This is a genomic window from Photobacterium sp. R1 (assembly GCF_054600795.1).
The window spans coordinates 62,903-87,597 of sequence record NZ_BAAHZP010000002.1 but is presented as its reverse complement, the minus strand read 5'-3'; the positions used below and the strand labels follow the sequence as shown (position 1 = coordinate 87,597).

Annotated in this window: 34 protein-coding genes; 20 read left to right on the top strand and 14 right to left on the bottom strand. The window is 46.6% G+C overall.

Annotation, left to right across the window (positions count from 1 at the left end; all coding sequences use genetic code 11):
- Positions 1 to 4 precede the first annotated feature (4 nt).
- From ACYP03_RS03405 to ACYP03_RS03390, 4 genes are all read left to right on the top strand, one after another.
- A complete protein-coding gene (locus ACYP03_RS03405) occupies positions 5 to 706 on the top strand; it encodes an SPOR domain-containing protein (protein ID WP_459778500.1) in 702 nt (233 codons plus the stop codon).
- A gap of 245 nt (positions 707 to 951) precedes the next feature.
- Positions 952 to 1,983, top strand: a complete 1,032-nt coding sequence (locus tag ACYP03_RS03400) for a D-alanine--D-alanine ligase (RefSeq protein ID WP_330959999.1) — start codon at positions 952 to 954, stop codon at positions 1,981 to 1,983.
- A 100-nt stretch (positions 1,984 to 2,083) separates the two neighbouring features.
- Positions 2,084 to 2,260, top strand: coding sequence for a YhfG family protein (locus ACYP03_RS03395; RefSeq protein ID WP_459778499.1), 177 nt, complete (start codon positions 2,084 to 2,086; stop codon positions 2,258 to 2,260).
- Entirely contained in the window at positions 2,250 to 2,879 is a 630-nt protein-coding gene (locus tag ACYP03_RS03390) for a putative adenosine monophosphate-protein transferase Fic (RefSeq protein WP_330960001.1), read from the top strand. Before ACYP03_RS03395 ends, ACYP03_RS03390 begins: the two co-directional genes overlap by 11 nt.
- Positions 2,880 to 2,899: 20 nt before the next feature.
- On the opposite strand, the gene ACYP03_RS03385 is transcribed toward ACYP03_RS03390, so the two are convergent.
- The 3 genes from ACYP03_RS03385 to ACYP03_RS03375 form a co-directional block, all read right to left on the bottom strand.
- Entirely contained in the window at positions 2,900 to 3,868 is a 969-nt protein-coding gene (locus tag ACYP03_RS03385) for a tyrosine-type recombinase/integrase (RefSeq protein ID WP_248142382.1), read from the bottom strand.
- Between the two features lie 108 nt (positions 3,869 to 3,976).
- Positions 3,977 to 4,495 carry an ATP-dependent zinc protease family protein gene (locus ACYP03_RS03380; protein ID WP_248142381.1) on the bottom strand — a complete coding sequence of 173 codons (519 nt, stop codon included), beginning with the start codon at positions 4,493 to 4,495 and terminating at the stop codon, positions 3,977 to 3,979.
- A 107-nt stretch (positions 4,496 to 4,602) separates the two neighbouring features.
- The gene (locus ACYP03_RS03375; RefSeq protein ID WP_459778498.1) at positions 4,603 to 5,214 is read right to left on the bottom strand and encodes an HAD family hydrolase; all 612 of its coding nucleotides are present in this window, start codon (positions 5,212 to 5,214) and stop codon (positions 4,603 to 4,605) included.
- A 119-nt stretch (positions 5,215 to 5,333) separates the two neighbouring features.
- On the opposite strand from ACYP03_RS03375, the gene yciH reads away from it, so the two are divergent.
- The 3 genes from yciH to ACYP03_RS03360 all read left to right on the top strand — a co-directional run bounded on the left by yciH (position 5,334) and on the right by ACYP03_RS03360 (position 7,475).
- A complete protein-coding gene (gene yciH / locus ACYP03_RS03370; protein ID WP_330960003.1) occupies positions 5,334 to 5,657 on the top strand; it encodes a stress response translation initiation inhibitor YciH in 324 nt (107 codons plus the stop codon).
- Between the two features lie 160 nt (positions 5,658 to 5,817).
- Positions 5,818 to 6,504: a type 1 glutamine amidotransferase domain-containing protein gene (locus ACYP03_RS03365; RefSeq protein ID WP_459778497.1), complete on the top strand. Its 687-nt coding sequence runs from the start codon at positions 5,818 to 5,820 to the stop codon at positions 6,502 to 6,504.
- Between the two features lie 239 nt (positions 6,505 to 6,743).
- Positions 6,744 to 7,475 (top strand): hypothetical protein, encoded by a 732-nt coding sequence (locus tag ACYP03_RS03360; protein WP_330960005.1) that lies wholly within the window; start codon positions 6,744 to 6,746, stop codon positions 7,473 to 7,475.
- Positions 7,476 to 7,536: 61 nt separating this feature from the next.
- Here ACYP03_RS03360 and ACYP03_RS03355 read toward each other — a convergent pair whose 3' ends face one another.
- Entirely contained in the window at positions 7,537 to 7,893 is a 357-nt protein-coding gene (locus ACYP03_RS03355) for a DUF3693 domain-containing protein (RefSeq protein ID WP_459778496.1), read from the bottom strand.
- A gap of 118 nt (positions 7,894 to 8,011) precedes the next feature.
- Here ACYP03_RS03355 and ACYP03_RS03350 point away from each other — a divergent pair, with 118 nt between their 5' ends.
- From ACYP03_RS03350 to ACYP03_RS03300, 11 genes are all read left to right on the top strand, one after another.
- Positions 8,012 to 8,221: a hypothetical protein gene (locus tag ACYP03_RS03350; RefSeq protein WP_459778495.1), complete on the top strand. Its 210-nt coding sequence runs from the start codon at positions 8,012 to 8,014 to the stop codon at positions 8,219 to 8,221.
- Positions 8,205 to 9,494, top strand: a complete 1,290-nt coding sequence (locus ACYP03_RS03345; RefSeq protein ID WP_459778494.1) for a replication initiation factor domain-containing protein — start codon at positions 8,205 to 8,207, stop codon at positions 9,492 to 9,494. Before ACYP03_RS03350 ends, ACYP03_RS03345 begins: the two co-directional genes overlap by 17 nt.
- Before the next feature lie 17 nt (positions 9,495 to 9,511).
- Positions 9,512 to 9,817 carry a hypothetical protein gene (locus ACYP03_RS03340; protein ID WP_459778493.1) on the top strand — a complete coding sequence of 102 codons (306 nt, stop codon included), beginning with the start codon at positions 9,512 to 9,514 and terminating at the stop codon, positions 9,815 to 9,817.
- A 10-nt stretch (positions 9,818 to 9,827) separates the two neighbouring features.
- Positions 9,828 to 10,385 carry a 3'-5' exonuclease gene (locus ACYP03_RS03335; RefSeq protein WP_459778492.1) on the top strand — a complete coding sequence of 186 codons (558 nt, stop codon included), beginning with the start codon at positions 9,828 to 9,830 and terminating at the stop codon, positions 10,383 to 10,385.
- 17 nt (positions 10,386 to 10,402) lie between these two features.
- Positions 10,403 to 10,648 (top strand): single-stranded DNA-binding protein, encoded by a 246-nt coding sequence (locus ACYP03_RS03330; RefSeq protein ID WP_459778491.1) that lies wholly within the window; start codon positions 10,403 to 10,405, stop codon positions 10,646 to 10,648.
- Positions 10,649 to 10,659: 11 nt separating this feature from the next.
- Entirely contained in the window at positions 10,660 to 10,794 is a 135-nt protein-coding gene (locus ACYP03_RS03325) for a hypothetical protein (protein WP_256549387.1), read from the top strand.
- Between the two features lie 138 nt (positions 10,795 to 10,932).
- Positions 10,933 to 12,786, top strand: coding sequence for a hypothetical protein (locus tag ACYP03_RS03320; RefSeq protein WP_459778489.1), 1,854 nt, complete (start codon positions 10,933 to 10,935; stop codon positions 12,784 to 12,786).
- Between the two features lies 1 nt (position 12,787).
- Positions 12,788 to 13,105, top strand: coding sequence for a DUF2523 family protein (locus tag ACYP03_RS03315; RefSeq protein ID WP_248142370.1), 318 nt, complete (start codon positions 12,788 to 12,790; stop codon positions 13,103 to 13,105).
- 1 nt (position 13,106) lies between these two features.
- Positions 13,107 to 14,240 carry a zonular occludens toxin domain-containing protein gene (locus ACYP03_RS03310; RefSeq protein WP_459778488.1) on the top strand — a complete coding sequence of 378 codons (1,134 nt, stop codon included), beginning with the start codon at positions 13,107 to 13,109 and terminating at the stop codon, positions 14,238 to 14,240.
- A gap of 395 nt (positions 14,241 to 14,635) precedes the next feature.
- Complete coding sequence (locus tag ACYP03_RS03305) at positions 14,636 to 14,827, top strand: hypothetical protein (protein ID WP_459778487.1); 192 nt, start codon at positions 14,636 to 14,638, stop codon at positions 14,825 to 14,827.
- Positions 14,828 to 14,898: 71 nt separating this feature from the next.
- On the top strand, positions 14,899 to 15,183 hold the full coding sequence (locus tag ACYP03_RS03300; protein WP_459778486.1) for a hypothetical protein: 285 nt from the start codon (positions 14,899 to 14,901) through the stop codon (positions 15,181 to 15,183).
- A gap of 56 nt (positions 15,184 to 15,239) precedes the next feature.
- Here ACYP03_RS03300 and ACYP03_RS03295 read toward each other — a convergent pair whose 3' ends face one another.
- The 7 genes from ACYP03_RS03295 to ACYP03_RS03265 form a co-directional block, all read right to left on the bottom strand.
- Positions 15,240 to 15,497 carry a hypothetical protein gene (locus ACYP03_RS03295; protein ID WP_459778485.1) on the bottom strand — a complete coding sequence of 86 codons (258 nt, stop codon included), beginning with the start codon at positions 15,495 to 15,497 and terminating at the stop codon, positions 15,240 to 15,242.
- Positions 15,485 to 16,525, bottom strand: coding sequence for a hypothetical protein (locus ACYP03_RS03290; RefSeq protein WP_459778484.1), 1,041 nt, complete (start codon positions 16,523 to 16,525; stop codon positions 15,485 to 15,487). The genes ACYP03_RS03295 and ACYP03_RS03290 overlap by 13 nt, the downstream gene beginning before the upstream one ends.
- Positions 16,526 to 16,641: 116 nt before the next feature.
- Complete coding sequence (locus ACYP03_RS03285) at positions 16,642 to 16,860, bottom strand: DUF3653 domain-containing protein (RefSeq protein ID WP_459778810.1); 219 nt, start codon at positions 16,858 to 16,860, stop codon at positions 16,642 to 16,644.
- Positions 16,861 to 17,221: 361 nt separating this feature from the next.
- Positions 17,222 to 17,428, bottom strand: coding sequence for a hypothetical protein (locus ACYP03_RS03280; RefSeq protein ID WP_459778483.1), 207 nt, complete (start codon positions 17,426 to 17,428; stop codon positions 17,222 to 17,224).
- Positions 17,429 to 17,567: 139 nt separating this feature from the next.
- The gene (locus ACYP03_RS03275; RefSeq protein WP_459778482.1) at positions 17,568 to 18,872 is read right to left on the bottom strand and encodes a Y-family DNA polymerase; all 1,305 of its coding nucleotides are present in this window, start codon (positions 18,870 to 18,872) and stop codon (positions 17,568 to 17,570) included.
- Positions 18,872 to 19,258: a LexA family protein gene (locus tag ACYP03_RS03270; protein WP_459778481.1), complete on the bottom strand. Its 387-nt coding sequence runs from the start codon at positions 19,256 to 19,258 to the stop codon at positions 18,872 to 18,874. Before ACYP03_RS03270 ends, ACYP03_RS03275 begins: the two co-directional genes overlap by 1 nt.
- 125 nt (positions 19,259 to 19,383) lie before the next feature.
- Entirely contained in the window at positions 19,384 to 20,061 is a 678-nt protein-coding gene (locus tag ACYP03_RS03265) for a 4'-phosphopantetheinyl transferase family protein (RefSeq protein WP_459778480.1), read from the bottom strand.
- Between the two features lie 332 nt (positions 20,062 to 20,393).
- Between ACYP03_RS03265 and ACYP03_RS03260 the strand changes: the two genes are divergently transcribed.
- Complete coding sequence (locus ACYP03_RS03260; RefSeq protein ID WP_248142359.1) at positions 20,394 to 20,801, top strand: SPOR domain-containing protein; 408 nt, start codon at positions 20,394 to 20,396, stop codon at positions 20,799 to 20,801.
- Positions 20,802 to 20,851: 50 nt separating this feature from the next.
- Here ACYP03_RS03260 and ACYP03_RS03255 read toward each other — a convergent pair whose 3' ends face one another.
- Entirely contained in the window at positions 20,852 to 21,781 is a 930-nt protein-coding gene (locus tag ACYP03_RS03255) for an electron transfer flavoprotein subunit alpha/FixB family protein (protein ID WP_459778479.1), read from the bottom strand.
- Positions 21,778 to 22,530 (bottom strand): electron transfer flavoprotein subunit beta/FixA family protein, encoded by a 753-nt coding sequence (locus ACYP03_RS03250; RefSeq protein WP_459778478.1) that lies wholly within the window; start codon positions 22,528 to 22,530, stop codon positions 21,778 to 21,780. Before ACYP03_RS03250 ends, ACYP03_RS03255 begins: the two co-directional genes overlap by 4 nt.
- Before the next feature lie 186 nt (positions 22,531 to 22,716).
- Here ACYP03_RS03250 and ACYP03_RS03245 point away from each other — a divergent pair, with 186 nt between their 5' ends.
- Entirely contained in the window at positions 22,717 to 24,360 is a 1,644-nt protein-coding gene (locus ACYP03_RS03245; RefSeq protein WP_459778477.1) for an electron transfer flavoprotein-ubiquinone oxidoreductase, read from the top strand.
- On the opposite strand, the gene cutA is transcribed toward ACYP03_RS03245, so the two are convergent.
- Complete coding sequence (gene cutA, locus ACYP03_RS03240) at positions 24,361 to 24,693, bottom strand: divalent-cation tolerance protein CutA (protein ID WP_459778476.1); 333 nt, start codon at positions 24,691 to 24,693, stop codon at positions 24,361 to 24,363. It abuts the gene before it with no gap.
- Positions 24,694 to 24,695: the final 2 nt, after the last annotated feature.

The following is a 24,695-nucleotide window of genomic DNA, read 5'->3' as shown; positions in this document are numbered from 1 at the left end:
GATAATGAAAAAAATTGCCTTAATGGTTGCTATTACTTCAGCTTTAGCAGGCTGTGCGCTAGACAATGAACGTCAAACTATCAATGGCACTGTGGTACCGACGCTGGAAGAACAGGAACAGGCTGCATTGGCACAGCAGCCAGTAAATGATGAACCCGTGGCTGTGGAGCAGATGAATGGTCCGATTGAACCACTAACTTCAGGTGATATCGCCTTGAACGATGAGGTAGTGCCAATGGAGCAAGAAATCGCGCCGATGGCCGAACCTGCTGCGATGACGGCTCAGACTATGCCTGCTGTCAGTAATGAAACAAAAGCTCAAAATGAAACAATGACCGAAGCGGCAACAGCGGCTCCGGCAGCGACTGTAACCCTGGTGGACAGCAGCAAGGCTTCTCAGGCCAATTATGAATTTGCTGCCGCGCCTGAGACGGGTTTCACTGTTCAGGTGCTGGGGTTAAGTCAGAACAGTGGTTTTGCACCTTATGTGGCTAAACTACCAGGTCAGCAGCCTGTGTGGATCAACCAGAAAACTTATCGTGAGAAACCTTGGTATACCTTGCTGTACGGTCATTTTAAAACCGTAGAGGAAGCGCAAGCAGCCATTCAGCAACTGCCAGGCGATATTCAGTCTTTCGGTCCATTTGTTCGAAGTCTGGCAAAAATCCATCAGTCTCCGGAACCTAAGCTGACAAAAGTTCACTGAAAATTGACAATCCAGAGCTCCTCCGCACGAGGAGCTTATTTTTTGTATCTTTAGCCCTTTTTGCGCAGAGGAATCCTGCCGATCGCTTGATGCCTGATGGATAAGATGCAATAGTTGATGCCCTGAATGCTGTTGAAGTTTTTTGTGAAATCAGTGTCTGTGAAGTCTGGTTTCAACGGCAATAATAAATTGATCGTCTGGCGGTTCCTCATGTGCCGGCAGGCAGCGATTGATAAGGGATCAAGATGAATCCAATTCATGTTTTATTACTTTGTGGTGGCGGTAGTGCCGAACACGAAGTGTCTTTAGTTTCGGCTAACTTTATTGAACAGAACCTCCAGTCGATTGATGGCATTCGCTATATACGCATTGAAATGAAGTCTGACGGATGGTTTGACAAAGATAACCAACGCTGGCAATTGAACCTTGATCGCAGCATTCAATCGGATTCTGGCGAAAAGCTGTCTGTGGATTATGTGATTCCCTGTGTGCATGGGTATCCGGGCGAAACCGGTGATCTTCAGTCTTTATTAGAGCTGGTTGGTCTGCCGTATTTCGGGTGTGGCCCACAGGCAAGTACCAACTGTTTTAACAAGATTACCTCAAAATTATGGTTCGATGCGCTTGGCATCCCGAACACGCCATATGTCTTCCTGAGTGAACAGACAGAAGAAGCGTTCCAAAGTGCGGCAGAAGCACTTGAGCGCTGGGGAAGTGTGTTTGTGAAAGCCGCTTGTCAGGGGTCATCTGTCGGCTGCTACCGCGCGACAGATCAAGACAGTTTGAGAGAAGCGATCAAAAATGCATTCACCTTCTCTGATCAGGTTCTGGTTGAAAAAACAATTCGTCCCCGGGAGCTTGAAGTTGCTGCATACCAGTATGGTGATGAGCTGATCATAACCAAGCCGGGTGAAGTGACTTGTCCGGATGGCAAGTTTTACACTTATGAAGAAAAATACAGTGCAGATAGCCATTCAACGACTGTGGTTGAAGCGACGAATATCAGCGAAGAACAGGTTGAGTTAATCAGAGCCTATGCCCGAAAAGCATTTGTGCATCTGAAGTTGGAAGACCTGTCCCGAATTGACTTCTTCCTGAGTGAAGAGAATGAAATATTGCTCAATGAAATCAATACTTTTCCTGGAATGACACCAATTTCCATGTTCCCGCAAATGCTGGCTCATTATGGTCATCAATTTGCGGACTACCTGGAAAAAGCCATCAGGAAAGGCGTTCAGGAATCTGCTCTGCAATTTGTTCAGCGTTCTGAAGTGTAATCCTTAATCCCATGAACCTGCATTGATACGAACGCCAGTCTGACTGGCGTTTTTTTCATGGGCTGTAATACTCACTGAAAGACACCTTAAGCACTGTATGTTGACGACAAAAGTAAAAGCGGAGCGATTCAGGGCAATGCGCAGGCGCAACTACCGGGCCAGTTTAAAGTTAGAGGGGTTTGAGTTGGATGCGCTGTCTGTGACAGAACAAGCATCAGAGGTTGCGCTGACTGAAGAAGCGTTGATCGCGAAGCTGAAAAAAGCCTATGCGAGATAAGTATGGCGTTCAGCAGGATCCGGATTGTTATCCTGATTCTGTTGTGCTGATTAATTTGCTGAATATAGAAGATGAAGATGAACTGGCGCGTGCGGAGCGTGATTTTACCCGTGTGCGTGCAGAACATTTTGAGCCTGAATTCGGCTGTTTCCAACTGTCCTACCTGAAAAAAATTCACTTTATCCTGTTTCAGGATCTTTATGCATGGGCGGGACAGATTCGCCGTGTAGACATCACGAAAGGACAAACGCGGTTTTGTCACGCGAACAACATTGCAAGAGAAGCTGAACGTCTTTTTGATGCCTTGGCAGAAGAAGATTATCTTTGCCATCTGAATTTCGATGATTTTATTCGCCGGACAGCTCACTATTACTGTGAACTGAATGTGATCCATCCCTTCCGTGAGGGAAACGGCAGAGTTCAGCGCATTTTCTTTGAAATTCTGGCCTTAAATGCCGGCTATGAGATTTGTTGGGAAGGCATTAACCTGAAAGAGTGGGTGGAAGCGAATCAGGCTGGTTATTTTGGTGATCTGAAGCCGCTTGAAAGATTGTTCGAGCGTATCACTCAGCCAATTCAGGACCTTGCGCAGCCACAGTGGACTTCCGGACCAAGCTGACTGAGCGTATTTTCAATACATCACTTTTCCCAAGGCTTATTTTTTACATATTTTGCGATTTCAGTATCGTGCTTATCTTTGTTCCCAGCATACTGCGCCGGCATTGCCGGGCTCTTCCAACGTCCTTGTGCCTGAATATCATGAATTGATACACCGGCATCAGATAAATCTTTCACGGCCCCGACACGAGGCGACTGGCCAGAAAATATGGTGTCGTGGCTGACACCCAGTTCATCTCCGGCACGTCTGAATACGCGGTAAATTGAGGAATGGTCTAGCGGCTGATCGCCAATATTTCCGTGACGATCGATACGCCGGAAGACGTTTCCGGCTTCAATGATTCCGATGGTTAACCAACGTTGAAGCGCTTGAGAGGCGAGTGTGCTCAAGGCAATGGCGTGTTCTTTTACATTCAGGGTAATTAAGCCGGATGGGGCGATGTCCAGATGATCTACCGTCAACGCTGCCAGTTCACTCCGTTTCAGCATGGCTTCAAACATGATGGACCAAATCGCGAAATCACGGACATCTTTCGGTTTGGTTGCGAGTGAGAAATTCTCGGCAAGCCGCTGCAGATGGTCGTCCCGAAAAGCGGCTGCATTCTTATAGTCATCTTGTTTTTCGAGCCTGTACTTGTTCAGTACCAGGCGAACTTCAGTATGCCGGCAAGGGTCTGGGAGCGCGTGGCAACGATGAACCAATCCAATAGTGACGATGTAACGTTTCAAACTGGCCAGTTTTCGTTTCTGTGCCATGCGGTCTATGAATTCATGAACAATTTTGACGGTGGCTGGTAAGGGAGATGCGTGCCTCTCCAAGCAAAAGCTCAGGAAATGGTTCCAATCGTTCTTGAATGCAAGCAAAGTATTCGCTGAATACTGCTGATGAGTCAGAACTTTCCACACCTCAACATCTTCTATCGGTAAAGAGAAAGTTTGAATACTGCGCTGTTTTTCAGATTCGTTGGTTACCACAGGAATTTTTTTCATTCTGGCGCACTATAACTAAACATTGAGAATAAAATTACTATAAACAATACCGACCTGGAATCAAGTCGGTAAGTTAAAATTTTTATTAGCGAATCAAATGGTAGGGGGTTAATCGTCTTCGTCAGATTTCTCAACATCGACCAGATAGTCGCCCATTAACCAATTTCTGCCAATCAGTAATTTATATTCCAGCTTACTGCGGTTTCTTAAGTTCACGGATACGCGTTTATGTTCACCATTCCAGCTTAAATCCATTTTGACCGCGTAACGACGTTCAACGCCCTGCGCGTTCCTGATTTTACTGACTTTGACGATCTTCCCTTTGTAGGTTGCTTTTTCGCCTTTTTCATTCTCAGTGGTGAATTCGACCATGCTGCCAAGGTTTTCTCGCATGTCGTCACTTTTTTCACCTAGTACCCGAATGTTGGAAGCATTGATTGATGTTGTATTGGCGCCAGTATCAATACGAGCAAGGAACTCCATGTCTAAATCAGGAATCTTGATGGTTTCAACTTGCCCGACGATAGATTTCTTTTCCTGAGGTCTGCTTTTTCCTTCTTCAGCCAGAGAGAAAGGGCTGCTCAAAGTACATACAATTAACATGAGTGGAATCAATGCTTTATTCACAAAACCTCCAGAGAACACATGATCACATCTATGGGTACTATAGACATAAGCAGTCATGCTTAGTTCAGCTCAATGTTAAAGAGATAACTCAGTAAGCATAGATTCAGTTAACTTATCTTCAGTCTCAAAGCTGAGCGGATTTCTTGATAACAACTCGGGGTTGCTGAAAAATGAATCGCGTTGATCCCCAGTTCTCTGGCAGCCAGAACATTCAGTTCATTATCATCGATAAAATACGTCTCTTCCGGTATTAAGTCGTATCGATTCATAAGAAGCTGAAATATCTCAGGTTCCGGCTTTAAAAGAAGCTCTCTTGCAGACAGCAGCCCGCCATCAAACAAAGTTGAAAGGTCGTGCTTTTCGTTCAGAGTTTCGAAGAAAGCTGTGCACATATTACTGAGAAAATAAAGGTGAAACTCTTGCTCAATGAGCTCATCAAGTAATGTTTTGGATGCCTGGATAAGTCTTAGGCTGCTCTGGATATGATCAATAAAATCTTCCATTCGAGCTTCCGGAAAGCCAGTCCGGGCTGCAAACTTAGGTATGACTTCTGCCATCAGCATTGTTCCGCGATCCAATGCGAGCCAATCGGGATGTTGCAACACATTCTTGAGCAAAACTTCCTGCTCATAGTGAGAGTGAGTGAAGGTTTCGACCACTCTGTGTGGATTCCATTCGAACAGCACGCCACCAAAGTCAAAGATTACGTTACGAATCATATGAGTTTCCGTTAGAAGCCTATTTATTGATATTATTCGGGCTGGCACCGGTCGCAAACATCTGTATTCAACCTGATGACCGGGTCACATTTTTCAAGCAGTTATTGGGATCGAGTTCAATGAGTGACAACAGCCGATTAGTTTTTTCTACCGAAACAGGCCGAATCAAAGAAGAAAAAGCAGCACCTGAGCGCCCGAAAGGAGACGGTGTTGTTCGTATTCAGCGCCAGACAAAGGGAAGGAAAGGGAAGGGTGTTTGCATCGTTACCGGGTTGGATATGAATGACACAGAACTGAAGCTTCTGGCAGCCGAACTGAAAAAGGTCTGCGGCTGCGGCGGCTCAGTGAAAGATGGAACGATTGAAATTCAGGGAGATAAACGCGATTTGTTAAAAGCGACCCTGGAGAAAAAAGGGCATACCGTTAAACTTGCCGGCGGTTAATGCCTGAGTGAGATTGTGTTTTTGCTGGGACACTAAGTTTACATATTTCGTTTGGGTTCAGATGTTGAATTTGTCTGCTTTTCATGGCGGAAAGGTAGAGTTCTCGCTGAACCTGACTAATCTCTAATGGGTTGAAGACACTTCACTGAGGGAGATAACAATGAAAATTCTGATGGTGCTGACATCACATGATCAACTTGGAGAGACTGGGCACAAAACGGGTTTTTGGCTGGAAGAGTTTGCATCTCCTTATTACGTTTTTAAAGATGCGGGAGCCATATTGACGCTGGCATCTCCAAACGGTGGACAGCCGCCGATCGATCCTAAAAGTAACCAGCCGGATGCGCAGACAGATGCTACTCGCCGTTTTGGACGGGACGAGGATGCGAAGCAATGTTTGGCAAATACATTGAAATTAAACCAAGTGAATGCTGAGGATTTTAATGCCATTTTCTATCCGGGAGGGCACGGACCGCTTTGGGACTTGGCAGAAGATCCTGCTTCAATCGCCTTAATTGAAGCTTTTATTTCTCAGGGAAAGCCTGTTGGTGCTGTTTGCCACGCGCCAGCCGTTTTCCGCCATACTCAGTCTGAAAGCGGTAACTCTCTGGTTTCTGGTCGTAAAGTCACTGGTTTTTCTAATTCTGAAGAATCTGCTGTAGGACTCACGGAGGTCGTTCCATTTCTTGTTGAAGACATGCTCAAAGCAAATGGCGGTCATTATCAAAAATCTGAAGATTGGCAAAGTCATGTTGAAACTGATGGCTTGCTGGTTACAGGACAAAACCCGGCATCTTCTGATGCTTGTGCAGTAGCTTTAATGATTTTACTGAAATCAGGTCATTGATGGTTTTGAATAGGTCATTCATATGAGATTGAAGTACCAGGCAAACTGACATTTGCAGCAGAACTAAAATCACAGTGTGAATTACCTATTTTATGGTAAATCAGCGTTATGGTTAAATTGATGAGCCTCGAAATTCGGGGCTTTTTTATATCAAAAATATGAACATTCAGCTTTGAACACTGTTTTATTTGATTATAATGGCCGCGTATTTGTGTTGATATGCAAAATGGAGAATACGCATGAAAGGGTATATTGCTGCAAGCATTCTATCAACTTTGATTCTGACTGCTTGTGGGGGAGGTGGCAGTAGCGAGGAGTCATCTGCGACATCTAAATCAGGAACATTTAACTATGATGGAATTTACGTTCATCCGACAAATTTTTCCCTGATGATGGTTGATTCTAAGCGATCGGATACAAACATTATCATCAACGATATTGATAAATTTTGGATTTTGCTTTCTGATTCTGCAAAGACAATCAATAATACAATGATAACAACAGGTTATACTATTGCGGCATTATGGGATGGCTCAGATTTAGACCATAATGCAGATGTAGAGATGAAAGCTACATTTAACAACTCATCCGTCACCTGGAAATCTCCTTACACTGATGTAAATGATGACAGTAATGCAATTATTTATACAATGCAGAAAGTTGATGATTCATTATCTTTAACTGACATTGTCGGTACGCATACAAATTCAACAGATGGGAGCACCTGGACGATTAACGCAGATGGTTCTTTTATTGTGAATGATTCCTGCACTATTTCCGGCAATATTACACGAAACAACAGTTATTTTTCTGTGACTACGGCAGAAGCTACGCAATGCGCTGAACCTGCTTTGAATGGAACCTATAACAACGGTGTCTTGCTAACAGTTCCACATGATGGCCAGACTTACATTGTTGCCACTATGATCAGAAAAACTTCAGTAATTGGGGGATATGCCCCAATTAATTAGATCATTAAGCCGGGTATCCCCCGGCTTTATCAGTGTTATTCTCATTCTGGCAATACGCAATTTAACATAATGTACATAATGCGTACTTGAGGGTTGGAGTATTGAGGGCTATGAATCCAGTCATACCAAGGGCTAAGCCCTTAATCCCTTGGTTCCTTAACTTTGCCGTGATGTCCTGCCATATGCGCTGTGCTTTGAAGTCTTTGGCTCGGTCTGCTGCAATGAATATCAAAACTTCCTCAGGATTGATATTTGATGCTTCAGCTAGGAAAATTGCTTGTGAATCAGATAGATATCTTTTCCCGCTGCGAAATTCGGAGATTCTAGACGCTCCAACACCTAAATCGTGAGCGATTTGTTTGTCTTGGATGTAGTTTTTCGCCTGTTTGTATGCATCTAACAATGTATTCGCGTACATAAAAAATCCTCCGTTTTGCCCATTGTAGTTCCTTAATTCCCAGAATTGGTATCTTGTAATTACCAGATGCGGTAATTACGATTACCGGAACTGGTAATTAATACGCAATAAATACCTTATGACTCAGCCCCTTTATTACGAACAAAACGCCGACGGCTCAGGCCATGCCTTCATTGCTGGTGAGCCTGAGTATTTTCGTTCGCTGGCTGAGTTACACCAAATTGGCGCTGAATTTTTTCCTCAGGGTTATGAGCTGTATCTCGTTACCGCTGAGAACTGGCAGGAACTGTATGACATGGGAGTCTTCGACAATGAAAACGATTATTGACTACCTGTCATTCACGTGGACGCCGGAGGAACTCTCCCACGTGCTGGAGCTTGCCAAGATGGGCGCTTCAATCAAAGCGATTCGCCATTTTGATTATGTCGAGTCCGGTAAGCGAATCGATAACTTCGCACTGGATACAGGCAAAATTGATTACAAAGTCGAAGTTCAGCGCGTTCTGAAAAGCACTGATTTTGTCATCGGCGGTGACTCTCGCCGCTTCCATGAAGTCAAAGCCGACCTGCTGGACCACTTTGGTCTGAACACCATGGACTGCCTGTGCCGTGGTGAAGTTGACCGTTTCGTCAATCGCCTCAATCACGGTCTCGGTAAATTCGGCAACGTCTGGGAATTCTCACTGCGTCCGGGTGGATTCGCGGGCTATCCGCACTCGGCCAGTCTGCTGGTCAACGGCCAACAAGCGGGTCTGTGTGCTTGGGGTGCCAAGCAACACGGCTGTTATGTGTCGTTTTCCGGGACGGGCTGTGTGGCACTGGACATGACCGAAGTCCATGACGCTATTTGCCATCTACCGGGGGCCAAAATTACCCGGGCGGATGTCGCATACGACTGTTTCAGCGGTGAATTCGGGGTCAATGAAGCCCGCAAGATGGCCAAAGAAGGTGCGTTTATCACCCGTGGCCGTCCGTGCTCTTACACCTATATCGAGTCCGGCCATATGGCGAAATCCTGTGAGTACCAGACACAGGCGGGCACGTCTCAGACTATGAAAAAACGTTACGGGCTGATTCCTGAGCTGGGCCGTTCGTTTTACGTCGGTAGCCGTGAGGCGGGCAAAATGCTGCGGGTTTATGAGAAAGGCAAGCAAACGAAATCGACTCAGAATCCGAACTGGGTCCGCTGGGAGCTGGAACTGCGGTCAAAAGACCGGGTCATTCCATTCGATATTCTGACCGACGGCGACAAGTATTTTGCAGGTGCATACCCTGCCCTTGGCCGCGTCTGTGAGGCTGAGCAATGCGCCATTGCCACGCACAAACGTCAATACATGACCTCGGTTGAGAACGCCGTCAAACATGGCGCAACCCAGTGCGGCAAGCTGGTCAACTACATGCGTCAGGTGCTGAATCTGTCTCCTGAGCAGGTGGTCAAGCAACTGACCAGCCATTTGGAAGCTTACGAAATTCCTGACCGTCTCAATGCGCCTGTCACGGGCGATTCGGACGCGGCAGAAAAAGTCCCGCTTGCGGATTTGCTGGCTTTCCGTCAGCAGTCCCATCGAGCGCAAATCTATCAACGCCTAGCGATGGCGTAATTCAACGGAGAGATGTCATGTCTGGTTTAACTGTTTTAGTTTCTGGCGTCACCATGGGTAAAGGGATTTCCAAAAAGTCCGGCCAACCAAAACCGTATTCATTTGCGCAGGTGCATTATTTGGTGCCGGCTAAATCCTTCCTCAACGATGATAACAACATCAACAAGCTGGGACTGGAAGAAAAAACCATTTCCATGGTTGAGAATTCGTCTTTGTTCGCCAAGTTTGCAGAGCATGCCTTCCCGCTCCAGCTCAAGCTGACCTTGGATGCTGACCCGGAAAATCCATCACGGAACATTGTTGTCGATTACGTCAAGGCGTAACGGAGGCCTCATGAAACTGATGAACTTGCACAATGCAGTCATTCTGGATACTGAAACTACGGGATTGGGATTGAAAGACGAGATTGTCGAAGTGTCAGTGATTAATGCTTTAGATGGCACAGTGTTGTTTGATTCGTTGGTTAATCCTCAGCGTCCCATCCCATGGGATGCCATTGCGATTCATGGGATTGGTAACCATATGGTTGCTGACTCGCCTGACTTTGGTCAGATATGGCCTCAGCTGTTTAATGCTTTGAATGGTCGTAATTTGCTGGTTTATAACGCAGATTTTGATACACGAATGATTATTCAATCATTGAAAGCATCTACGGGTGAGTCCTGTGATTTACCCGTCCTGAGCACGACCTGTGTGATGGAATGGTATGCAGAGTTTTGGGGTGACTGGGATGATGCTCGCGAAAGCTACCGTTGGCAAAAGTTGACCGATGCTGCCAAGCAGCAGCAACTTGATATTTCAGGCTTAAGTGCACATCGGGCATTGGCAGACTGTGCAATTACTCGTCGTTTGATTAATGAAGTCAATTATCAGTTGGCTCTGCGGTATTAAGAATTCGGGGCGGCATCATGGCAGATACATGCGTACTGGCGAACGAGCAAGGCTTTCTGTATGCCGTACCCACACCAATAACGGACTGTGCTGGTTTTGTCCTGATTAGCAAGTCCAGTTATGACAGCTATTTGGCTGGCTCACAAATCACGCCGGAGGATGTTGGCTCGGCGTTTTCATTTGGCTTTGCGGTCATTCTGGTGACTTGCTATTTCGCAGCTTACCCGGTCGGCATTGCCAAGCGTTTAATCAACAAAATGTAAGGAAAACTGATATGGATGGTGTTTTTGGCGCAATCAACATGGGTGACGTTGCAGCTTCGGTCACGGCGATTGGTGTCGCGATTGTCGGGATTGCCATGGTGATGAAAGGTATCACGCTGGCGAAACGGGCTGTTAACAAGGCGTAATGCTGCTCCTCCTGCATGACCTGACGCTGACGCTCTGGTCACTGATAGGTGCCCTCTCGGCGTTGGCGGTTTTGCGGGGGTGGCACTAAGTTCTGACTCTTTGGGCGGCTTCGGCTGCCCTTTTTTATGGTTGCTGGGATGAAGAAATCTGATTTGGGGTGCTGGCTGTTTGCTTTGGCTTGCTGGCTGCCGGTGATTTACTTTGCGCTGTTTCCGGGTTCGGCCCATGCGGTGGCTTATTTTTTTTCCGATGGTCTGCCGCCCTATGGCGCGGATAAAGCAGCCTGCTTATCTGCGGATTCGGTCGTTGACGATTCGAGTTTTTCCGAACTGGCCTCTTGTGTGGAAGGTAAACGTCAGTCTGGTTCGGGGGTATTTAGTAATTGTCGGGCAGCCTCTGCGGGGGTTCTGTGTGGATTTAATGAACGTATGGACGGGGCTTATACTAAACTTCCATCCCCTGAAAACTACTGTGATTCCCCCCATGTTCCCAAGCTCATTCAGAGCAAGATTGACCAGTGTCTGAACAGTGTCGACCCGGCACAGTTCAATGCCAGGGCAAGTGTGACTTGTAACCGGGAGCATGAGTTTATTGAATACCGCTGTGACACATGGCCGCGAGACCAACCGGAACCACCTGAGCCGGAACCTGAGCCAGACCCTGACCCACAGCCAGACCCCGACCCTGAGCCGGAACCAGATCCGGATACTGGCGGCGGTGATTCTGGTGGTGATTCCGGCGGTACCTCTGGTGGTGATTCAGGCGGTACCTCTGGCGGTGATTCCGGCGGTACCTCTGGCGGTGATTCCGGTGGCACTCCTGGCGGTGATTCAGGCGGTACCTCTGGCGGTGATTCCGGTGGTACCTCTGGCGGCACGTCCGGTGGCACATCTGGCGGCACGTCCGGTGGCACATCTGGCGGTACGTCCGGTGGTACGTCCGGTGGCACTTCTGGTGGTACGTCCGGTGGCACTTCTGGTGGTACGTCCGGTGGTACTTCGGGCGGTACTTCCGGCGGTGGTGAAAGTCCGGATATGGGCGGCGTGATTCGGGCGATTAACAGCAATGGCTCCACCCTGCATAAAGATTTAAACCGACTGCTGGATATGGATGTGAACCGAAATGCCACCTTAGAGCAGCAACTGGCATTAGCGAATCGCTATCATGAGACGCTGCAAAAATCACACACCCAGTTAGAGCACATGGCGAATTTCTCTGAGGAGGAGCTGTCGGTCTTAAAAGGCATGCAGGGACAATTTCTGACCCATTTCGATGAGCAATACAGTCAGATGGGCGGTATTTCCGGCAAGCTGGCCGACTTGAATCAGGATATCAACTCCAATCTGGATGAAAACAATCAGCAGCTGTTATCCAAACAGGATGAACTCATTGCGGCGGTACAGGAATCTCAGACGGACAATGACGAAACCAATCAAAAGCTCGATGCCATCAATGACAATATTGATACGTCCAATGAGAAACTGGCCGAAATCAACCAGACGATTCTGGACGGCCAGACCAAAGACGATGAACAACACTCCGAGCTGCTGGGCAAACTGGATGAGCTGAAGGACGGTCAGACTCTGACCGGGGAAAAACTCGATGGTATCGGTGAATCTCTTGACCATCTGGCTGACAATTCCGATGCGCTGGCGAACCTCAACACCTCCGGTGCCGGGACGGTGTCCTGTTTTCAGTCCAATACCTGCACCGGGTATTACCACTCGAAATATCCCAACGGCATGGGCGGGATTATGGACAATTACATGAAAGACATGATGTCCGGTGAGCGCTTCAAATTTCTGAATCAGTTTCAGGTCGGTACCGATGGCGCTCAAGGGCCGGATACGGGGCTGAGCTTTGACTTTGGTGCGATGGGGAATTTCGGTCGGTTTGATTTAGATATTGGCTATGGCGTCTGGGGCTTTATTCGGGCCTGTATTTTGTTCTCGGCGGCCTTGCTTTGCCGTCGTCTGGTCTTCGGGGGTTAATATGTACGATTGGATTGTTGAGCTGTTTAATATCTTGCTGAACTTCCTCTATAACTTGGTGGTGTCTCTGGTCAATATGCTCAAAGACCTGATGTACTTTCTGTTTGAGCAGGTGTTGGAGCTGTCCAAGGGACTGGTTGCGATGATATCCAAGCTGCTGACCCCGATAGACCTCTCGCAGTATTTTACGTCCCTGCCGGACTCCGTGGCTTGGGTGTTCGGTCAGGTCGGATTGCCTCAGGCGGTGGTCATGATCATCACGGCCATCACCATTCGCCTGATATTGCAGTTGATACCGTTCACGCGTCTGGGGTCGTAACATGATAAACCTGCTGATTGGCCGCCCCGGTGGCGGCAAGTCCTATGAGGCGGTGGTCTATCACATCATCCCGGCGATTCAGGCCGGGCGTAAGGTCATTACCAACCTGCCCCTGAATCTGGACAAGTTCCGGATGGTTTTTGGTGACGGTGTCACCGAGCTGATAAAAATCATTGAAACCAACTTCGACGACCACGGCAACATCAACCGTCCCTTTTCGACCCCGGCGGATTACAAGGATGACTGGCGCAATGATAGTGGTCAGGGGCCGTTAGTCGTGGTGGATGAGGCGCATTTAGTCTTGCCCATTGGCCGGGCATCGGTGGAGGTTCTGGAGTTCCTCAGCCTGCACCGCCATCACGGCATTGATGTGCTGCTGATTACTCAGTCTGACAGGAAGATTCACAAAGATGTCCGAGACATGGTTCAGGTGCAGTATCGCTGCTCGAAAAATACGGCGCTCGGCAGTGAGAAGACCTACACCCGCAAGGTTCAGGATGGCTGCCGGGGAGAAGTGCTCAATGTCGAACAGAGACGCTACAAACCGTCCTACTTCGGCTTTTATAAATCGCATACGGCGTCCAATCAGGCGGTCTCAGAAGCTGCGGCGTCTGACCTCAAACCCATATGGATGCACTGGTCTTTTATTGGCGGAGCGATTTGCCTGCTTGTTGTGGTTGTGCTCTTTGTGTTTGGTGGTGTTAAGAATCCGCTGACCGCTGGCGTGACCTCAGAGCCCGTTCCGAAATCAGAGCCGATTCCCATCCCTGCACAGCCAGGCAATTCACCTGCCCCAGTCCCCGGCTCTCCTGCGCCGACACGGCCAAAGGCCAAGCATCCGCTGGCCGAGTTTGACTTGTATGTAACGGGCAGTGCTCGCCAGATTGCAGTCAGGCCGGACAGCAGTTTTGACTTAGACCTGTCCTTTGATGTGATTTACCTTGAGGCGTACAAGGATGACCTGATGCAGTTCGCGGTGAACTCAAAGGAGCTGCGCAAACTGGGTTACAGCATTCATGCGATTGGTAATTGCGTCTATTCACTGGAGTATCATGAATTTGATTCAATCGTGGTGTGCAATGAGAGTCGCGGTATTGTTCAGGATGGCCCGCTGACGACTGTGACATCCTTCTGATGGAAAGCTAAGGAGGGGCCCCGCCGTCGCGGGGAGGTGCCTTAGCTTTACAGCGTGCAGATGCCTTCAGGCATATAAGGCCACCCCACACCACTCAATACGGCCCCTCAGCCAACTGGCCGAAGCCCGCGCCCTTGCGCGGCACTCCCATCGATCATCGCTCAAAACTCCCCATCCTGTCAGGCCAGAGCGCAGCGATCTCCTGCCCGGAAATCTTCGTGTTTCTCTGTGGTCGAAAACTTTGTTGGCGGGACTGAAACGCTCCCCCCGTCTAGTAATACGGGGGGAAAGTCTACGTCGGGCACTGCACTGTCAGCGCGGTGCGTTGCCAAGGGTTGCATAATTTTCTGGATGTGATCTCATAGGCCAAAGACTCACAGTGCCAGGGGGATGCCATGAGCAGAAATTCAGAGTACGAACAACGGAAAAAAGAGCAAGGTTTCAAGAAAGTCACGGTTTGGTTGCCTGAAGACAGAGAGTCCGATATCAAGCAGGCCATCAACGAGCTATGCGAAAACGAAAACCTGACCATTAATGTCCTGCGTGATTTGAAGACTGGTCGACTGGTGTCAATGAACCGAACCTAGGCCATGTCACTGGTGACATTTCTAGACTACTATTTGGGACGTGTAATTTAGTGTTCATTGGAGATTTGAATATGCGGCCAGACACAGCAAAAGAAGCTATCAAGCGTTTTCTTCTTGAAAAATATAAATTAGAACTATCAAATGCGCCAGAATCTTTAGATGAAAAATTCCAATATTATATGAACTTCATTAATGATGAATACCAGTTTTCATTCCCTGCTGTGTGGTCAGGTTTTTCATATGAAGAACAGATTCTAGAAAGGGTTGAAAATTCGATGAGTAATATTGATGAACCATTTCAGCCAAATACACATTATGTTTTTGATTTTGATTGTGACTTAGTGGATGTTTTTTGATATCAATAAATAGATGTTGTTTTATTGAAAAGCCCCTTTTTGGGGCTGACTTACCTTTACAGCTTCTTTGCAATTATTACAATTAATGATGTAATTTTGACTCTAAGATAATTGACAACAAAACCTAAAGCAGCACCCCATAAAAAATAGTATCCACCTAGTAACAGAATTGCTTTTATACTCCACTCATCACACTTGTTCGTTTCTTTGTTAATGAAGTCACAAAGAGCTGTTGGTTCAAGATAATTCATCGCACTTAGGACATACACCGTAAAAGCTAGTGCAGTTAATAGGATGGTGATTATTTTTCCCACAATCTTTCCTCATAAATTTTTTGTACTCTAGCTCCATAGTCCCGTACATTCTCAGCACCTGCAAAGTTATAGATGGTAGCAACTTTTTCAAGTGTCGGGTCTATAATTCTATCACTAATTCTTTTAATGATTAAGGCTGCAATTTCGACATTGCATTCAACTCTGTATTGTACTTGCCATTCACTGAAACCAAGTTCATCAGCAATAGGTTTCCACGTGTCGTATTGTACATTCATTGGTCTATATGACGGTGGTTGACCCCTTAGGACTTCATTCGCTAACTGAGCGAAAGGTATTGCGTCATAGGGACCATGTGTATTCTCCAAGTACGCTATAGCTTTTAACCAGTCAGGATCAACTCCGTATTTATTTCCAATTTTATTGTAAACTTCACCAGTGTCGATAGGATTTAGTATTGAAATTTCTGTAAGTGGTTTTGAACCATCAGCATTTGGGTTACTTTTAATTTCAAAAATTGCTGGTGTATTCTCAATAATACTCTTTTGACGGTCCTTAGACATATTGATAATTGGCGGGCTGTTGTCTACTGAAATTTTCAATGGAGGTTTTGGAGTTACAACCCGTTCAACCGGAAGTGGTTCTTGACTGCTATCAAACATGTTCGTCAAAGGATCAAATGGTGCGTAGTATGCCTTAACGTATCGACGTTTTTTTCCACTGGCATACAATGAGAAAATTTTACTTTTTAAAGATGTCGGCAAACCCATTTTTAATTGGCCGCCCACACTAAAAATGCTGTGATACTTTGCTTCAAAAGCATCAAGCATGACCAAGCTTCCATCTTTTATCTGATTTATAATATGAGATCTATCAGTATTTTTTCGCCCATTTGCAAGGCCAAATCTTTCTAGTGATGCAAGGTGTTTATTATTTTTTATCACCCAAGCTGCGTAATCAGGGTCAACAATTTTTTCTATATCATCAGCATAAATTTCATCGAATTTTACTATGTCAAAGCTCATAGCTATGGATCCCGCATCGGTCAATATGGCGTCAGAAAACATCATCACATTACCATAAGTGCTTGAGTTCAGGGAGATGTCAATACGCAGGATATTGATGTGTTTTTGACTTTTTTCACACTCAAAATAACTAAAAAGCCCCGATATTGGGGGCCTGAATTTTATCTATATGAAGGTATTTTTCTTAGTTGTCGCGCTGCCTTAAGTATCCTAGCCTTCGTTCGGCGGTCACTCTCAGCATCTATCTCCATCAAAGCATTTCCGGTGATGATACGTTCAGGAGTCATACTCCAGCCTCCGGGTGTGATTAGCTTATCGCGAATAAATCGCCAGCCTCTCCATGCATCATCTATCGTTTCAAGATCACATCCAGTGTACATTTTCATGAGTCGCCTACACTCTGGCGGTATCTCTTGACCTGCGTCCCAACGCGTGATGGTTCTCACAGATTTGAAACATAATTTCGCAGTTTCTGCCCTGCTCAATCCGCACTTAAATTTTCTAAAAATGTAGTTATCTGTAATTTTTCTGGTCATGGTGTCACTTACTGCAATACTCTTTTGGTGAGTAGTTGCATAGTAACGCCTGCGCATATTAGGGTTTACTAAAAAAACTTGCTTAGGCTTGTTTAACATAACGTGACCATAATGCGAACTTTCGGTTTATTTTATAGTTAAGACTCAGCCCACATTGAATTTACATCATGGTTCATAAAAGCCCGTCACACGGGCTTTTATGCGATCAGCTGTTGTGGCAAGGATTACAACAATAATAACAGCCATCAACATTTGAATAGATATGACTTGCTTCTGAAACCGCCTCGGCACAATTATCAAACACGCCGAGGTATGTTCTGTTTTCCAGCTTTGGTAAATGAGAGCAACCATCTTGATGGACTTCATGCTCACCAGAGTTTTGCGCATGATCGTTCACATAGTAATTTTTCATCATTTGCTTCCTTTGACTCGGGTTGGATTGTACTGATGATTTTTCGTTGCAATACAAATAAGAAGCTATGTTAACGGTTCAGGAACTGACAAATTTCATGGCTTGATTTGTTGAGTTTGATCACTCTTGTTAAAACAACTCAGCACTTAGCCACTTGCAATTCATCCAGTCGCGTTGTCCATCGATTAGATCGAAAAGCCTGTCTCATGTGCCAGTTACTGGTTGCAATCACAGAGGCTGGTTTTAAACCGTTTCTGTAACGGGTATTCAGGTTGTCCGTAATATTCATTAAATCCCGGCGTTTGGCTTCTTCAAGCGCATCGCCATTGAACATATCTAATTGAAGTTTGTTTTGGCTGACCGGACTCAGCTCGTCCAGCATTACGCCAATTTTCTGGTATGCATAGCCCGGCCGATACATTTGTGAAAGCTGCGTTTGAGCTGCAGTAATCAGTTTTTGTGTGTCCTGAGTCGGACATATAAGTGGCAAAGCGCTGCTTTTATTATGTTGCGGTAGTTGTTTATAGCGGTTCGTTCGGATGTAAATACCGACAATTGATGCCTGACTCCCCTGTTTTCTCAGCTTTTCGCCGGCACGGTGACAGTGAAATGCCAGCGCAGACTGTAATTCCTGCAAGTCAGTGATACCGACGCCAAAACTCCGTGTCGACATGATCTGTTTTTTTACTTCGTCGATATCGCCGGGATCAATGCAGCTCACTCCCTGTAGCTCCATCACTGTTCGGGCTAACCCGACATTCCATAAACGACGCATTGCAGTTACATCCTGAACCGCCAGTTGCCAGGCTGTACTAACCCCAGCCGTTCTCAGGCGAGTTGCCAGTCTCGCACCAATGCCCCAGATATCCTGTACGTCTGTCTTTTCAAGTAACCAGCGCCGTTGTTGCTCGGTTTGAATATGAATCACACTATTGACTCGTTTTTCGTAATGCTTTGCAGCGGAATTTGCGAGTTTCGCGAGTGTCGGAGATGTGCCGATCCCGACACGAACAGGCAGCCCGAGACGTTGCTTGATGGTTTCAACGATATTCTTTCCGTATTGAGAAAGTGTTTCAGGTGGTAATCCGTCGAGCCGGATGAAGGCTTCATCAATGGAATATTGTTCAACTTGCGGAGAAAATTCTGCCAGTTCATCAATAAAACGCCTGCTCATATCAGCGTAAAGGCAATAATTTGAGCTACGTACTTCCACACCAATACGTTTGGCTTCACGTTCAATTTTGTACCACACTGCCCCACGTTTAATCCCTGCGGCTTTGGCCAGTTCATTGATTGCCACACAACACCCATCATTGTTGGACAGAACAACAACGGGTTTATTGGCAAGTTTCGGATCAAAGATTTGTTCACAGGAGGTATAAAAGCTTTTGGCATCAACCAGAGCCCAAATCTGACCTGTGTTACCTGGTTTCATTGAATCCATCACCGCTCCAGCAGGTTATGTATATTTCGGGTAACAACCCCAAATATTTCAGAGTCTTCCGGCATAGGAAAAGACGCCATATTGGGATTCTCGGCTTTCAGCCACCAGGTGTTATTTTTCCGAATCAGCCGCTTGCAGGTGAACTCATCATAGATACGTGCAATCACAATCCGTCCTGGTAAGACCGCTTCTGCACGGTCAACAACCAGCAGATCGCCATCATAAATACCGGCACCTGTCATTGAATCGCCAGCCGCTTTGAGTACAAAGGTGGCATTCGGGTGGCGCACGAGATAATCCATCAGCTCCAGCGATTCTTCATGTCCTTCTGCCGGAGAAGGAAATCCGCACCGGACTGATTCAATATAAAAAGGGAATACAGCCATGGTTACCCTCTCAACGATACTGTATATACAGACAGTATAATGGTAACCCGGCATCAGGAATAGTCAAAAAATGTGAGGAGCAGTTGAGAAAGAGAGAACAGACCGATTCAGGTAAATATGATGATTTAAATCAGTAAGGTCACCACATTGTTGTCCAGAATGCGAAACTGAACATCATAACGTGGTCGAAAAGTCACCGAATCAAGATGACGTATCATTCGTAGGCTGAGCGTTTGCGCCTCTGAGTTGAAATCGACGATCTCTGAATCAAGGAATTCCAGATACTGACGTACCTCCGGGTAAATGGCTTTAAACAGGCTCTCTTTGGCTGAGAAAACCAAAGTAAACAATGTCGGCCAAGGAAGTTCTTGTTGTTTCAGCAAAGTGCACTCAGCATCATTTAGCAGCATTGACTGCAGCTGTTCGCATTGTTCTTCCGGAATGATAACTTCCATATCCAGTCCGACCTGAACGTTTTTCTGTTGCCACTTGGCCAGAGCGATTGCAGCTGTGCCTGTGTGAGAAATGGCGCCAATCACACCTTCCGGCCATACCGGTGCACGATGCTCTCCGATCGGAATCTGGCACGCATCATGCTGAATGGCACACAATGCATCCCGAGCGACAATCCGGCCCGCTAAAAATTCTGCCTGACGTTTGGCAACCGAACGTTTGATGCTATCCGGCATCATGATGTTCTGAGCCGTAAACTCAGCCTCAAGAAAGTATGTGCTGTCGTACTCCCTCAGAATCACTTGTTCGGTTCCAATATTAAGAATTTCGGCCGGAGCAATAAATCGCATGAATTTATCCTTTGAATACAGTCTCTTATGTATGACACATCTTGCCAGTCTCTGTGCTGGATTACCACATCCCAGACATTTAAATCATTCAATACGTTCAATCAGGCAATAAACCTCAAGGCCTGTACATAAACACAGTGGTGTGTTAGCTTTCAGCCTGATGAATCACTGGGAATTTCATCTCAAATCAGGACCTTCGAATAGCAATTGGCGCAAATTGTTTTAAAAAACATCAAATCCGTCGCTAATTTAGGGATTTATCCGATTTGCTGTTTATCTTCCCGCTAGACTGGCCGCCTGTTGGAGACAGGGACTGGAATTGGAGAATTAGAATGCGAAAAATCATGATGATTTTAGCGCTGTCTGTGCTGAGTGGTTGTGCCTTGCAGCCCGGCCCGCAGTATCAAACCGGGCAGTGTGTGGGGAAAATGACAACTGAAGAAGCCTACGGGCATTTGGATCCAAACCGATATACCATTCAGGTACTCGCTTTAAGTGAAGAACGTGATATTCGCGGTTACTTACGTGAAATTCCGGGTCAAGATCCTATCTGGGTGAACTGGAAACATAGCCTTGGTAAAAGCTGGTATGCCGTCATTTACGGTGATTTTGCAACCAAGCAGGAAGCGAAGCAGCGTATTCAGATGCTGTCTCCTCGTATCTTAGCGCAAGGACCTTTTGTTCGGAGTTTTGCTGAGGTGCAGAACGATAAGCAAACTGAAGTCTTCCGGATGCGATAAAAAGAATGCGCTCAGTCTAGCTGAGCGCATTTTCAGTTCAGTTTCGTGCTTCAGAGTGAATCAATCAGCTCTGGCAGAATTTCAAATAAATCTCCCACCAAGCCGTAGTCGGCAACTTCGAAAATCGGCGCCTCAGGATCCTTGTTGATCGCGACGATCACTTTTGCATCTTTCATACCGGCTAAGTGCTGAATTGCTCCCGATATCCCGACTGCAATATATAGCTCAGGCGCAACGATTTTACCTGTCTGACCAACTTGTAAATCATTGGATACAAACCCTGCATCGACAGCTGCACGGGATGCTCCGACTGCACCACCAAGTTTGTCTGCTAATTGTTCAATTAACGCAAAGTGCGCTTTATCTCCCAATCCTCGCCCACCGGATACCACCACCCGGGCTACAGGTAACTCCGGACGATCACTTTCTGTTACTTCACTGGAGATATATGCCGACAAAGATGATTCAATCGCTTTATCCAGCGGAGTGATTGTGGAGCGCGCGCCTGCCTCAGGTGCAGCCTCAAAAGAAGACGTTCTGATTGTCATCAGAATTTTACTGTCTGTTGATTTCACTCTCGCCAGCGCATTCCCGGCGTACACGGGACGAATAACGGTATCTGCAGATTCGATACTGATCACATCAGCAAACATCCCAACACTCAGTAATCCTGCGACTCTTGGTAATATATTTTTCCCGGTCGTTGTTGCCGCCATCAGGATATGAGAATAATCACCAGAAAGTTCAGCGATCAACGCGGACATGTTTTCAGCCAACCAGTGTTCATAGACCTGATGATCAACGAGTAACACTTCACTTACACCATTGATACCAGCAACAGCTTCTGCAACCGAACCACACTGATGACCGGCGACCAGCACTTTGCACTCTGCATAAATGGCCTGACTCGCCTGAATCACTTTTGCTGTCTCAGGAGCCAGCACCTGGTTATTGTGTTCAGCAACAATAAGTACACTCATGAGATCACCTTGGCTTCATTTTTTAGTTTGTCGACAAGCTCTGCAACTGAGCCGACTTTCTCTCCGCCTTTTCGGGCAGCAGGTGTCATGACTTCTAAAACTTCATGATGCTGTGACAGTGTCACACCAAGTGTTTCTAAAGAAATCACCTCAAGCGGTTTCTGTTTCGCTTTCATAATATTCGGCAACGAGGCATAGCGAGGTTCATTGAGACGGAGATCTGTGCTGATGACAGCTGGCAAGTTCAGCTTCACGGTCTCAAGACCTCCATCAACTTCCCTTGTCACATTCACCTGACGATCCGTGACTTCAATATGAGAGGCAAAAGTCCCTTGTGGCAAATTTGCGATGGCTGCCAGCATTTGGGCGACCTGATTATTGTCGGAATCAATCGACTGTTTACCCAAAATCACCAGATCTGGTGATTCATTTTTCATGACGGCGTGGATAATCCCGGCAACATTCAGTGGCTCAATCTGGGCTGGCGCCTCAATATGAATTGCCCGGTCTGCTCCTAATGCCAGTGCGGCACGTAACTGTTCCTGACAGACAGTTTCACCGGCCGACATCACAATCACTTCATTGGCAATACCCGCCTCTTTCAGCCGAACTGCTTCTTCAACAGCAATTTCGCAAAATGGGTTCATCGCCATTTTTACGTTATTTTGTTCAACGCCAGAACCATCAGATTTCACTCGAATCTTCACGTAAGGGTCTATTACCCTTTTTATTGCAACCAATACTTTCACAAGCTGCTCCTTTGCAAATCAATAAGATAGAAAAAGAAACACGGCCTGCTGCTTATTCGCCCAACAACTTAAACAGGCTTATCAGCCGATGAGGTGTGTTTCATAAAGTGTGGTTCGGGTTTACGTTTACGTCAACTGGACTACAGTTAGTCTTAGACAAATGGGATTGGAGTAATAGGATTGGGCATGGAACGGGAAAGTATGGCATTCGATGTGGTGATAGTTGGTGCCGGGCCGGCAGGACTAACCGCGGCGTGCAAGCTGATGCAGCTTGCGAATGAACACGGGCGAGAATTATCTGTTTGTGTGATCGAGAAAGGAGCAGAAGTTGGATCTCATATCATCTCAGGTGCGTTGTTTGAACCCCGGGCTCTGGATGAACTCTTCCCGGACTGGTCTGAACGAGACGCATCGCTCGGTACACAGGTAAAGGATGATCAGGTTTATTGGCTCACAAATCAGTATAACCAGCTCAGAATGCCTTCACTTCTCATTCCGTCTCCGCTGCATAATGAAGGTAACTATATCATTAGTTTAGGAGAGCTCTGCCGTTGGCTCGCCCAACAAGCGGAGGAACTCGGTGTTGCAATCTTTCCGGGCTTTGCAGCGGCGGAGTTACATCTGAATGATTCCGGCGCCGTCGCGGGCATCATCACCACTGATATGGGGCGTGATAAGCAAGGGGCTGAAAAACAAGGCTTTCAGCCCGGAATTATTCTGGAGGCGAAATACACAATATTTGCTGAAGGTTCCCGCGGTCATCTGGGTAAACAATTAATTCAACGTTTTGACTTAGATGAGGGAAAGCAGCCACAACATTTCGCCATTGGTTTTAAAGAGCTCTGGCAAATTCCGTCAAAACAGCATCAGTCGGGACTTGTGGTGCATTCAACAGGCTGGCCGCTCAGTACGACCGGGACCTCAGGCGGCGGTTTTATGTATCACCTGGGTGACAATCTTGTTTCTGTCGGCCTCGTTGCTGATCTTAATTACAGCCACCCTTACCTCAGTCCATTTGATGAGTTTCAGCAAATGAAACATCATCCTTTGTTTGCCGGTTATTTAGAAGGCGGCGAGCGTATTTCTTATGGCGCGAGGGCAATCACCAAAGGTGGTTACTTATCACTGCCCAAGCAAAGTTTTCCGGGGGGATTACTGATTGGGTGTGATGCCGGCACACTGAATGGTGCGAAAATTAAAGGGTCACATACGGCAATGAAATCCGGCCTGTTGGCTGCAGAAGCGACTTTTACTGAGCTTATGTCAGACAACATGCACACTGCGCCTGACTATCAGACGTTGTTTGAAGCTTCCTGGCTGAAAGAAGAGCTTTATCAGGCGAAGAATTTCAGTGCCGGTATTCATCGTTTCGGTCCGTTACTTGGCGGTGCACTGGCGGCGCTTGAGTTTAATGTGATGAAAAAGCCGCTGTGGTCAGTTCAGGACAATAAACCCGATCATGAAACGCTGAAAACAATCCAACAGGTGAAGCCGCTGATCTACCCTAAACCTGACGGTAAACTGAGTTTTGATCGCTCTTCTTCAGTTTTTTTATCGACCATCAAACACGAAGAGAACCAGCCGTGTCATTTACGGCTGGCTGATCAGAACATTCCGATTGAAACGCATTTATCGCTCTATGATGAGCCGAGTCAGCGTTACTGCCCGGCTGGAGTCTATGAAGTTGTTGAGAAAGCGGGTAAGCCAGTCTTCCAGATTAATGCCGGAAATTGTATCCACTGTAAAACCTGCGATATTAAAGACCCATCGCAAAATATTCAGTGGACGCCGCCTGAGGGAGGCAGCGGTCCAAACTATCGTTCTATGTGATTAACGAGATAAGGACTGGGTTTCTTCCCGAATCCAGTTCAGATATGTACGATATCCGTCTCTTATAGGTAAACAGATAATTTCTGGCGTCTCATAATTATGATTCGCCAGAATATCCGCTTCTACTGCCTGATAAAGATCGGTTGTCGTTTTAATGATCACCAGTTTTTCTTGATCCGACTGGATTTGTCCCTTCCAGTGGTAGTAACTATCAATAGACTGAACCTGCACACAAGCAGCCAGCTTTTGGTTCAGCAGAGAGTGGATGAGCTTCTCACCCACGCTTTCATCTGAGAATGTGGTCATAACGACACAAAACGTTTCATTTGACACCG

Excerpts from the sequence above, each read along its gene's own strand:
- ACYP03_RS03405 (WP_459778500.1), top strand. The coding sequence starts at position 5 with ATGAAAAAAATTGCCTTAATGGTTGCTATTACTTCAGCTTTAGCAGGC.
- ACYP03_RS03400 (WP_330959999.1), top strand. The coding sequence starts at position 952 with ATGAATCCAATTCATGTTTTATTACTTTGTGGTGGCGGTAGTGCCGAA.
- ACYP03_RS03390 (WP_330960001.1), top strand. The coding sequence starts at position 2,250 with ATGCGAGATAAGTATGGCGTTCAGCAGGATCCGGATTGTTATCCTGAT.
- ACYP03_RS03385 (WP_248142382.1), bottom strand. The coding sequence starts at position 3,868 with ATGAAAAAAATTCCTGTGGTAACCAACGAATCTGAAAAACAGCGCAGT.
- ACYP03_RS03375 (WP_459778498.1), bottom strand. The coding sequence starts at position 5,214 with ATGATTCGTAACGTAATCTTTGACTTTGGTGGCGTGCTGTTCGAATGG.
- yciH (WP_330960003.1), top strand. The coding sequence starts at position 5,334 with ATGAGTGACAACAGCCGATTAGTTTTTTCTACCGAAACAGGCCGAATC.
- ACYP03_RS03365 (WP_459778497.1), top strand. The coding sequence starts at position 5,818 with ATGAAAATTCTGATGGTGCTGACATCACATGATCAACTTGGAGAGACT.
- ACYP03_RS03360 (WP_330960005.1), top strand. The coding sequence starts at position 6,744 with ATGAAAGGGTATATTGCTGCAAGCATTCTATCAACTTTGATTCTGACT.
- ACYP03_RS03355 (WP_459778496.1), bottom strand. The coding sequence starts at position 7,893 with ATGTACGCGAATACATTGTTAGATGCATACAAACAGGCGAAAAACTAC.
- ACYP03_RS03350 (WP_459778495.1), top strand. The coding sequence starts at position 8,012 with ATGACTCAGCCCCTTTATTACGAACAAAACGCCGACGGCTCAGGCCAT.
- ACYP03_RS03345 (WP_459778494.1), top strand. The coding sequence starts at position 8,205 with ATGAAAACGATTATTGACTACCTGTCATTCACGTGGACGCCGGAGGAA.
- ACYP03_RS03340 (WP_459778493.1), top strand. The coding sequence starts at position 9,512 with ATGTCTGGTTTAACTGTTTTAGTTTCTGGCGTCACCATGGGTAAAGGG.
- ACYP03_RS03335 (WP_459778492.1), top strand. The coding sequence starts at position 9,828 with ATGAAACTGATGAACTTGCACAATGCAGTCATTCTGGATACTGAAACT.
- ACYP03_RS03330 (WP_459778491.1), top strand. The coding sequence starts at position 10,403 with ATGGCAGATACATGCGTACTGGCGAACGAGCAAGGCTTTCTGTATGCC.
- ACYP03_RS03325 (WP_256549387.1), top strand. The coding sequence starts at position 10,660 with ATGGATGGTGTTTTTGGCGCAATCAACATGGGTGACGTTGCAGCTTCG.
- ACYP03_RS03320 (WP_459778489.1), top strand. The coding sequence starts at position 10,933 with ATGAAGAAATCTGATTTGGGGTGCTGGCTGTTTGCTTTGGCTTGCTGG.
- ACYP03_RS03315 (WP_248142370.1), top strand. The coding sequence starts at position 12,788 with ATGTACGATTGGATTGTTGAGCTGTTTAATATCTTGCTGAACTTCCTC.
- ACYP03_RS03310 (WP_459778488.1), top strand. The coding sequence starts at position 13,107 with ATGATAAACCTGCTGATTGGCCGCCCCGGTGGCGGCAAGTCCTATGAG.
- ACYP03_RS03305 (WP_459778487.1), top strand. The coding sequence starts at position 14,636 with ATGAGCAGAAATTCAGAGTACGAACAACGGAAAAAAGAGCAAGGTTTC.
- ACYP03_RS03300 (WP_459778486.1), top strand. The coding sequence starts at position 14,899 with ATGCGGCCAGACACAGCAAAAGAAGCTATCAAGCGTTTTCTTCTTGAA.
- ACYP03_RS03290 (WP_459778484.1), bottom strand. The coding sequence starts at position 16,525 with ATGATGTTTTCTGACGCCATATTGACCGATGCGGGATCCATAGCTATG.
- ACYP03_RS03285 (WP_459778810.1), bottom strand. The coding sequence starts at position 16,860 with ATGTACACTGGATGTGATCTTGAAACGATAGATGATGCATGGAGAGGC.
- ACYP03_RS03280 (WP_459778483.1), bottom strand. The coding sequence starts at position 17,428 with ATGAAAAATTACTATGTGAACGATCATGCGCAAAACTCTGGTGAGCAT.
- ACYP03_RS03275 (WP_459778482.1), bottom strand. The coding sequence starts at position 18,872 with ATGGATTCAATGAAACCAGGTAACACAGGTCAGATTTGGGCTCTGGTT.
- ACYP03_RS03270 (WP_459778481.1), bottom strand. The coding sequence starts at position 19,258 with ATGGCTGTATTCCCTTTTTATATTGAATCAGTCCGGTGCGGATTTCCT.
- ACYP03_RS03265 (WP_459778480.1), bottom strand. The coding sequence starts at position 20,061 with ATGCGATTTATTGCTCCGGCCGAAATTCTTAATATTGGAACCGAACAA.
- ACYP03_RS03260 (WP_248142359.1), top strand. The coding sequence starts at position 20,394 with ATGCGAAAAATCATGATGATTTTAGCGCTGTCTGTGCTGAGTGGTTGT.
- ACYP03_RS03255 (WP_459778479.1), bottom strand. The coding sequence starts at position 21,781 with ATGAGTGTACTTATTGTTGCTGAACACAATAACCAGGTGCTGGCTCCT.
- ACYP03_RS03245 (WP_459778477.1), top strand. The coding sequence starts at position 22,717 with ATGGAACGGGAAAGTATGGCATTCGATGTGGTGATAGTTGGTGCCGGG.